We start from the raw sequence: 8,683 nt of genomic DNA, 5'->3' as shown, positions 1-8,683 counted from the left end.
CCCGCGCCCCGGGCCGGCGACGGCGGTGCCAGGCACGCGCCGCGCCGGCGAGCGGCACACCGAGCAGCCACCCCACGACCAGGACCGCCACGCCGAGCGCGATCCCGGTCAGCGGCACGGAGAAGTCCGACTCGGGCGTGGCGTCGGCCGGGTCGTCGGAGTCCTCCGGCACGTCCGGCTCCACCAGCTCCTCCGGCGGGGGCAGCTTCGCCCGCGCCTTCGCGGTCACCTCGGCGAGGCCGGCCACGGCGCCGGAGCTCTCGGCCGCGCCGCTCGGGTCCAGCGGCACCCAGCCGACCCCGGCCACCGCGACCTCCGGCCAGGCGAGCACGTTCTCGTTGCGCACCTCCACCCGGCCGGAGCCCTCCGGCGCCCGGTAGCCGACCGCGATCCGGGCCGGCACGCCGAGGATCCGGGCGAGCACCACGTACGCGGCGGCGAACTGCTCGCTCGTGCCGCGCTTGGTGTCGAGCAGGAACCGTTCGATCTGCGGCCAGCCGTTGCCGGTCGGCAGGTCCTCGGTGGCCACCCGGTAGTTCTTGCTGAGGAAGTCCTCGATCAGCAGTGCCGTGCGAAACGACGGGCGGCTGCCGTGCGCGGCCTCGCGCGCCAGGTCGGCGACCGCGGGCGGGACCACGCCGAGGTCGCCGAAGCCGGACCGCGCGGTCGGGTCGATGCCGGCGTCGTACAGCGCGTCCGGGTCCACGCGCGGCTCCCACCAGGCCAGCTCGTAGTCGACCGGCCCCGGCCGGTCGGTGACGATCAGGGTCCCGGCGGTCTCGTCGACCAGCGGTGCCACGCCGCCGACCTCGGCCGGCAGCGCCTGGCTGGGCACCCACGGCTCCTCGGCGGCGTCGGCGGCTCCGAGGTGGACCCGCGCGCTGCGGCGGCCGACGTCGGTGGTCACCGCCGGCGCGGGAGACAGCGCGGCACCCATCCGCCGGTAGTCCGCACCGGGTGTCCAGGTCACGCCGTTGAAGTCGGCCAGCACCACCAGCCGCCAGCGGTCCACCGGGTCGGTGGTGGTGTAGCTGAACACCGGCTCGTCCGGGTCGAGCAGCCGGTCGGCGACCTCGTCGAGCGGGTTGCCCACCCGCTGCGTCGGCACCGACGCCGGGCGGTTGTGGCGCAACGAGTACGCGGGCCGGTCGGCCGGGTCGAGTGCGGCGGCGAGCGCGGCTCCGGCCGCCGCGAACACCAGCGTCGGAACGACCATCAGGGCGGTCACCGCGCTTCGCCGGGTAGCCGGCTTGTCGTCGGGAAGGCGGGTGGTGACCAGCAGGGCGCCGGTGACGAGCGCGAAGCCGAGCCCGGCGGCGATGGCGGTGATGCCGGTCAGCGACACGTACGCCTGGCTCAGCACGAGCACGGCGAGCCCCGGCAGGACCGCGACCAGCGGCCGGCGCAGCCGGGTGAGCAGCTCGACCCCGAGCACCGCCGCACCCAGCACCACGAGCGGCACGAACAGGAGCAGCTCGGCGTCCGGCCGGGCCGGCCAGGTGGACTGGAGGGTGAGCTGCCACGAGTCGGTCACCCCGGCGACGAGCGCGCGGACGGTGGCGCCGGTCGGCAGCCCGGCCATGGTCGTCGGCCACAGCAACGCCTCGGCGAGCCCGAGCGACCCGAGCACGAGCGCGAGCAGCGGCCGCCACGGCACGAGCCCCGGCCGCAGCCGCGCCAGCTCGGCCGAGCCGAACGTGGCCAGCACGACCACCCCGACCGGCAGGAGCAACGCGGGCAACCCGAACACCGGCGCGAAGAGCAACCCGGGCCCCGCAGCGGCGAGCAGCACCCAGACCAGCGCGCCCCGGGACGTCATCCGGCCACCACCAGGTTCCAGCGGCGGGCCGCGTCCTTGGCGTTGGTCGCACGCAAGACCCGGACGCCCGGCACCTTCACCTCGACGCCGGTCGGGCCGCCACCGAGCACCACGACGACCGTGGTCGTGTAGTGCTGGCGCAGGCTCGCCAACGCGGCGAGGTCCGCCTGGTGCGCGCCCGTCAGCACCACCACGAGGCACCCGCCGTGGTCGCCGGTTCGGGCCAGTTCCGTTGGTACCAAAGCCGCGACGCCGCCGGCCGGCTCCAGCTGGCACAGCTCGTCGAGCAGCCGGCGCACCGACGAGGGGCCGCCGCGCTCGCGCACGTCCAGCCCGCCGGGGGTGACGAGCCGGCAGCGGTGCCCGGCGGTGGCCGAGGCCGTCGCCAGCGAGCCCACCAGGTCCACGGCGTGCTCGAAGGCCGCGGCGGTCGTCAGCTCGGCACGGGTGTCCAGCAACGCGGTGAACCGCGGCTGGTTCGGGTCGACGTAGTCCCGCACCATCAGCTGCCCGGTCCGCGCGGTGGCCTTCCAGTGCAGGTGCCGCACCTCGTCGCCGGCCACGTACTCGCGCACGTCACGCAGGTCGAGCGAGCCGTGCAGCGAGTCGTCGCTCGTCCGGCCCTCGTGGTGGTGGCGGGGGTGCCCGCCGACCAGCGCGCGCACGGGGTAGATGTGCGGGTGCACCCACAGCGTGGTGGTGTCGCCGGTGGTCAGCCGGCTGCGCCCGAGCCCGAGCGGGTCGACGCGCTGCAGGGTCAGCGGCCCCACCTGGAAGCGGCCGCGGCGCCGGGTCGGCAGCTCGTAGTGGTAGACCGCCTGCGCTCCCGGCGGCAGCGCGCGCACGGTCACCGCGTGGAAGCCCGCGCCGATCAGGTCGCCCGCGGTGAACTCGCTCTGCCGCCGCGAGCCCGCGTTCTCGACCCGCAGCCGGGCGAACGACGGGCGGCCACGCTGCACCCGGTCCGGGTAGACCTCCCTGGTCACCGTCACCCGCGGCCGCCGAGCAGTGATCACGAGCGCGGCCACCACGGCGCCGAGCGCGGCCCCGGCGAGCCCCCGCGGCACCGGGTAGCCCGCCCACTCGGCCAACCCGTAGCCCACCACGGCCGCGACGAGAACGGCCACACCGCGACGGGTGAGCCGAGGCATTAGTGCCCCCCGCCGGAAGTCTGTTGCGTCAGTCGGTGGATCCAGGTTTCTGCTGGCAAGACGCCGATTCGCCCTCGTACTGGACCGTACTCGGGCGGATCGGCAACGCCGCCAGCAGGAAGCTGGGCCGGCGAATGATGTGACCAACTTCCGGCGGGGGGCACTACGCTCCCGTGGCGCTGAACGCGGGCGCGGGGATCGCCGCGAGCACCTCGTCGACGACGTCGCTCGTGCTCCGCTGGTTCAGCTCGGCCTCGGCCGTGAGGATCAGCCGGTGCTCCAGGACGGGCTTGGCGACTTCCTTGATGTCGTCCGGGGTGACGAACGGGCGGCCGTGCGTCGCGGCGATCGCCTGCCCGGCGCGAACGAGCGAGATGCTCCCGCGCGGGCTCGCGCCGTAGCGCAGCGCGACGTGCTCGCGGGTGGCGGCGGTCAGGCGCGCGGCGTACTCGACGACGGCCCGGTCGATGTGCGCGACGCGGACCTCGGCGGCCGCCTGCCGCAGCGTCGCGACGTCGACGACCGGGTCGAGCTCGTCCGGGCCGACCCCGGCACAGTCGCTCATGATCACCAGGACCTCGGACTCGAGGTTGGGGTAGCCGACCGACAGGCGCATGAGGAACCGGTCGAGCTGAGCCTCGGGCAGCCGGTAGGTGCCCTCCATCTCGATCGGGTTCTGCGTCGCGACGACGAGGAACGGCCGGGGCACCTCGTGGCGCACGGAGTCGACCGTGACCGTGCGCTCGGCCATGACCTCCAGCAGCGCCGACTGGGTCTTCGGAGTGCCCCGGTTGACCTCGTCGGCCACCACGATGTTGGCGAACACGCCGCCCTGGCGGAACTCGAACCGCTCGGCACCCTGGTGGTAGATCTGCACGCCGGTGATGTCGCCGGGCAGCAGGTCCGGGGTGAACTGGATGCGGTTCCACGAGCCGCCGATGCTGCGCGCCAGGCAACGGGCCAGGGTCGTCTTGCCCAGGCCCGGCACGTCCTCGATCAGCAGATGTCCCTCGGCCAGCAGGGCCGCGACGGCCAGCCGCACGAGCCGCGGCTTGCCCCGGATGACCCTCTGCACGTTGGCCGCGATCAGCTCGTAGACCTGACCGGCGGTCGGTCGGCTCATTGTGGTTCCCAGTAGAGCTCGTTGGATTGGACCGGCCCATCGTCGGTCTCGACGGTGAGCCACACGGTCTCGTCGACGTAGCCGAACCAGAACAGCTCGTCGAGCCTCGCGGTCCCGTCGTCGTCGGTGGTCGCGAAGTCGTCGCCGAACTCGCCGTCCTCGGTCGACTCCCCGATGATGTGGTACTCCGTGTTCGGCTCGAAGCCGGTCATCACCAGGTTCAGGTAGGAGCAGTCGGGCTCGTGGCAGTCGGTTTCGGGGCTGTCGAGGTCCTCGCCCCGGGATATCGTGACATCCGGGTCCTGGTCGATCCGGTAGGACGCGGTGGCGCCGGTCAGCGTTCGGCCGTCGGGTGTGCGGGTGACCGCGCGGACGGTGAAGACGATCTCGCCGTCTCCGGGGATCGCGTTCCACAACGCTGACGTGCCTTCCACCGTCTGGTTCGACAGGCCGGTGACACCGGCGACGTAGTGCAGGAGGGTTCCGCCGTTCAGGTTCGGCTGGCCCCAGCTCACGACCGCGTCGTTGCTCTCGGAGTCGAAGACGACCTCGAGGCCGGGCGGCGCCGCGGCGGGGCGAGCGGCCGCGGACGGCGTGACCGGAGCGGCCGACGCGCCGGGACCGGTGCCCGCCGAGTTCGCCGCGGACACGGTGAACGTGTAGGCCCTCCCGTTGGTGAGACCGGTGATCCTGGCGGCGCGCACACCGCCGCCGAACGACTGCGAGCCACCCGCCCAACTCACGGTGTAGAGGTTGACCGGCGCGCGGTTGCCGGCGGCGGCACCCCACCGCACGACCGCCGAGGCATCGCCGGGTGTCGCGCCCACCCCGGGCGGCGCGCCCGGCGGGGTCGCCGGCACCGGCGGCGGCTGTTCCGGCTCGCGCGGCTCGTCGGCCGTGTCGTCTTCCGGCACGTCGCGGTCCGGCGGGCCTCGCCGCTCGGTATCGCCGGGCTCGTCCCCCGGCTCGCCGGCCCCCGGCTCGGACCCGCGCTCGCGCTCGTCGGGGTCCTCCTCGTCCTCGTCGTCCTGGTCGTCCTGGTTGTCGTCCTCCCGGCCGTCCTCGCCGACCGAGGTCTCGGCGACCGAGCCGTCATGGTCGACGACGAGCACGTGCTCGCCCTCGGCGCCGTCGACGTAGATCCGGTCGTCCTCGCCACGGGTGAGCCGCGGGTCGCCGGACTCCTTGGGCAGCGTCCGCGACGACCGCCGCTCGCCGTCGCCGTCGTAGGTGGTCACCGTGTCGGTGGCGCGGTCCACCACGGCGACGACGGAGCCGGTGGACACCGGACCGTCGTAGTCGCCGTCGTCGAGGTCGACCTCGACCGGCGACGTGGGGTCCTCGCCGGCCGTGTCGACGAGATGCATCCGGTCGCCGTCCGGGTCGAGGATCGCGATCCGGCCGGCGACGTCGAAGGACGCGACCCGCGCGGAGTCCGGCACGTCCACGCCGAGCGCCCGGCCCTCGCCGAGGCCGTCGGCCTCGATGGGGTGCAGCTGGTCGCTCGTGGTGTCCACGAACACGGTCCGGTCGTCGACGACCGTGAGCGCGCCCCCGTGGCCCTCGTCCACGTGCACCGGGCAGGAGACCCGGTCCGCGCCGCTGGGAAGCTGGCAGATCAGCCCCGCGCCGGTACGCAGCCACACGGTGCCGTCGCTGGTGGCGACCGGGACGCCGAGGTCCTTGCCGGCGGAGATCGTCTGCGGGTGCTCACCGAGCCGGACCACGATGCCGGCCTCGCGGTAGACCAGGTACGGCCCGCCGGTGACCTCGAGCGGTACCGGCACCTCGGCGGCGGGCGGCGTGGTCGAGTCGACCACCTCGAGGCTGGACTTGCCGAACACGGTGATCCGGTTGCTGCCGACGACGTAGCCGCTGGTGTCGCCCTGCACGACCTGGCTGCTGCCCTGCTCGCCGCCGACCACGACGCTGGCATCGACGCCCGCGGTGGCACCGTCGACATGGAAGGCCGTGCCGAGCGGGACGTTGAAGATCCAGTGCCCCTGGGTGAGGAACCGCAGGGCGTTGGTCGGGCTCGTCGCCCCGGTGACCGCGGCCGTCACACCCGCCACGAGGGCGGCCACCACGAGCAGGACCGGCACCCGGGCACGCCAGCTCCTCGTTCTGTGTGGGGGATTCACGGTCGAGGCCACACCGCAATCTAACGGGCACGGACGGTTGAGGGTGCGGGGTCACGCCAAATGGCCGGATCCGGTCACGGGGCTACCGGAAGGATGAGTTCGAAGATAGCGCCGGCCTCCTCGGCGTTGTAGACGGCGAGCATGCCACCGTGGGCCTGGGCCACCCAGCGCACGATCGACAGGCCGAGCCCCGAGGAGCCGTTGCCACCGGCCGAGCCCGTACGGAACCGGTCGAACGCGTCCTCGGCGAGCGACTCGTCGACACCCGGGCCGTGGTCGGCCACCGTCACCCGCCCGCCCGCCACCGAGATGTGCACGACCGCCCGCTGGTTGGGCTGGCGGCCGTAGCGCAGCGCGTTGTCCAGCAGGTTGCCGATGGCCCGCTGCACCAGGGTCGGGTCGACCATCACCTTGGTCGGCGCGGCGGTGAGCGTCACGCTCGCGCCGTCGGTCGGGGTCTCCTCGACGACGCCGGCGACCAGCTGGTCGAGCCAGACCGGCTGCACCGCGAGCCGGTCGACGCCGGCCGCGAGCCGGGCGCGAACCAGCAGGCCGTCGATGATGCCGCCCATCCGCGCGGCCAGCCGGACCGTGCGCGGAAGCAGCTCGGCCCGGTCGTTCGGGTTGCGCAGCGCGGTCTCGGCGAGCGCCCGCAGCGCCGCGACCGGGGTCCGCAGGTCGTGCGCGGTCTCGGCGAGCAGCACCTCCTGCTGCTCCAGCGCGGCGACCGCGGGCCGGATCGCCCGGCCGGACAGCCAGTGCCCGGCGAGGCTTAGCGCGGCGACGGCCAGCACGCAGCCGCCGACCACGAGCAGCACCATCCGGTCGTGCCGGTCCTGCTCGGGCTCGGCGTCGCTGACCGCCACGACCGCGCCCGCGTACTGGCCGTTCTGGAGGCGGAACGGCTCGGCGGCGATGCGCACCAGGCGCCCGTCGGTGGCCCGCTTGTAGCCGGAGAGGATCCGCCCGCTGTCCACCGCGTCGCCGGCGAGCCCGCCGAGCACCGCCGGGTCCATCGGCACGCACTCCCGGCCGGAGTAGTAGGGCTCGATCGTGCCCGGGTCGCCGGAGAGCACCGCGAACTGCGGGCACCGCGTGTTGAGCTCGTCGTCGCGGATGTAGCCGGTGACCACCACGTCGGGATTCGGGGACTGCACCAGGCGCAGCACCACCGCGGTGACCCGGCGCAGCTCGCCGTCCAGGCGCTGCTCACCCCGCTCGGTGTCCGCGTCGATCGACAGCCAGGCGAAGATGATCAGGCCGGCCGCGTTGGCCCCGGTGAACACGAGGGTGAGCACCAGCCGCAGGCGCCGCAGCCGGTCTGCGGAGGACCGGGTCATCCGGCGGGTTCCGCGAGTCGATAGCCCCGTCCGCGCACGGTGTGAATCAGCTCGGGTTCGCGGAGCTTGCGGCGCAACCGCTTGACCACCACGTCGACCACATTGGACATCGGGTCGGCGGAGGCGTCCCAGCAGTGCTCGATCAGCTCGGTCCGGGTGACCGCCTGGCCGGGCCGGATGGCGAGGTACTCGAGGACCGCGAACTCCTTGTCCGACACGGTCAGCAACACCCCGCCGCGGCGCACGGTCCGGCGCGCGCAGTCGACCTCGAGGTCGGCCATCCGCAGCACCGACGGCCGGCCCACCGCGCGCCGGCACAGGGTGCGCACGCGGGCGGCCATCTCCGCGACCGAGAACGGCTTGATCAGGTAGTCGTCGCCGCCGTGGGCGAAGCCGGCGATCCGGTCGGCCACGCTGTCCCGCGCCGTCAGGAACAGCACCGGCACGCTCCAGCCGTCGCCCCTGCGCCGGTGCACGTAGTCGATCGCGTCGCCGTCGGGGAGCATCCGGTCGAAGACGACGCAGCCGAAGGGGTGCGCGCGCAGCGCGGCGTCCGCGCCGGCGATGTCCGCCGCCGCGATCACGTCCAGCCCGGCGGCGGACAGCTCCGCGGACACGGCGACACGCAGGTCCTCGTCGTCCTCGACCACCAGCACGCGCACCGTGCGCCCCATGTCATCGAAACCTCATGTGTCACGCCCGATCGTGTCCCCGACGGCACAACGACGGGGGTCGGGCTTGATCGAGGACGGTAACGCCTTCGCCGCGGACCGCACAGCAGGCGGCCACCAAATGGCCGGAACAGGCCGCGGGTCCGCGGGCTCGTCCGCACGGGACCGGTCCCGGACGGTCGCTCCTAGCGTCGGCACCTCGGAGGTGAACCGTGGACGTTCCTGACCGCTCTCCCGCGGGTGCCATGCCCGCCGGCCCGAGCGTCCCCGCCGGCCAAGCCGCCCGCCCCGCCGCACCGCCCGCGGCCGCACCACACCCAGCCGCACCGCCCGCGGCCGCACCGCACCCGGCCGCACCGCACCCAGCCATGCCACACCCGGCCGCACCACACCCAGCCACGCCATGGCATCGGGGCCAGGCCGCCGCTCCCGCGGCGC

The 8,683-nt window shown here is 74.2% G+C and carries 6 protein-coding genes; all 6 read right to left on the bottom strand.

The window, feature by feature from the left end; all coding sequences use genetic code 11:
* Window positions 1–1,819, bottom strand: a 1,819-nt coding sequence (locus ACRDTB_RS36035; protein WP_431436736.1) for a transglutaminaseTgpA domain-containing protein, incomplete at its 3' end; no start/stop codon positions are given.
* The gene (locus ACRDTB_RS36030) at window positions 1,816–2,946 is read right to left on the bottom strand and encodes a DUF58 domain-containing protein (RefSeq protein ID WP_431436735.1); all 1,131 of its coding nucleotides are present in this window, start codon (window positions 2,944–2,946) and stop codon (window positions 1,816–1,818) included. The genes ACRDTB_RS36035 and ACRDTB_RS36030, both read right to left, overlap by 4 nt.
* A 187-nt stretch (window positions 2,947–3,133) precedes the next feature.
* Window positions 3,134–4,093 (bottom strand): AAA family ATPase, encoded by a 960-nt coding sequence (locus ACRDTB_RS36025; RefSeq protein WP_431436734.1) that lies wholly within the window; start codon window positions 4,091–4,093, stop codon window positions 3,134–3,136.
* On the bottom strand, window positions 4,090–6,195 hold the full coding sequence (locus tag ACRDTB_RS36020) for a fibronectin type III domain-containing protein (protein WP_431436733.1): 2,106 nt from the start codon (window positions 6,193–6,195) through the stop codon (window positions 4,090–4,092). Before ACRDTB_RS36020 ends, ACRDTB_RS36025 begins: the two co-directional genes overlap by 4 nt.
* A gap of 113 nt (window positions 6,196–6,308) precedes the next feature.
* Window positions 6,309–7,574, bottom strand: coding sequence for a sensor histidine kinase (locus tag ACRDTB_RS36015; protein WP_431436732.1), 1,266 nt, complete (start codon window positions 7,572–7,574; stop codon window positions 6,309–6,311).
* Entirely contained in the window at window positions 7,571–8,248 is a 678-nt protein-coding gene (locus ACRDTB_RS36010) for a response regulator transcription factor (RefSeq protein WP_431436731.1), read from the bottom strand. Before ACRDTB_RS36010 ends, ACRDTB_RS36015 begins: the two co-directional genes overlap by 4 nt.
* Window positions 8,249–8,683: the final 435 nt, after the last annotated feature.

The organism is Actinophytocola sp. (assembly GCF_050699935.1).
In the GTDB taxonomy this organism is placed as follows: domain Bacteria; phylum Actinomycetota; class Actinomycetes; order Mycobacteriales; family Pseudonocardiaceae; genus Actinophytocola.
This window is presented reverse-complemented; position numbering and strand designations above follow the sequence as displayed.

Coding starts and splice junctions, on each gene's coding strand:
- ACRDTB_RS36010 (WP_431436731.1), bottom strand. CDS start 8,248: ATGGGGCGCACGGTGCGCGTGCTGGTGGTCGAGGACGACGAGGACCTG.
- ACRDTB_RS36015 (WP_431436732.1), bottom strand. CDS start 7,574: ATGACCCGGTCCTCCGCAGACCGGCTGCGGCGCCTGCGGCTGGTGCTC.
- ACRDTB_RS36025 (WP_431436734.1), bottom strand. CDS start 4,093: ATGAGCCGACCGACCGCCGGTCAGGTCTACGAGCTGATCGCGGCCAAC.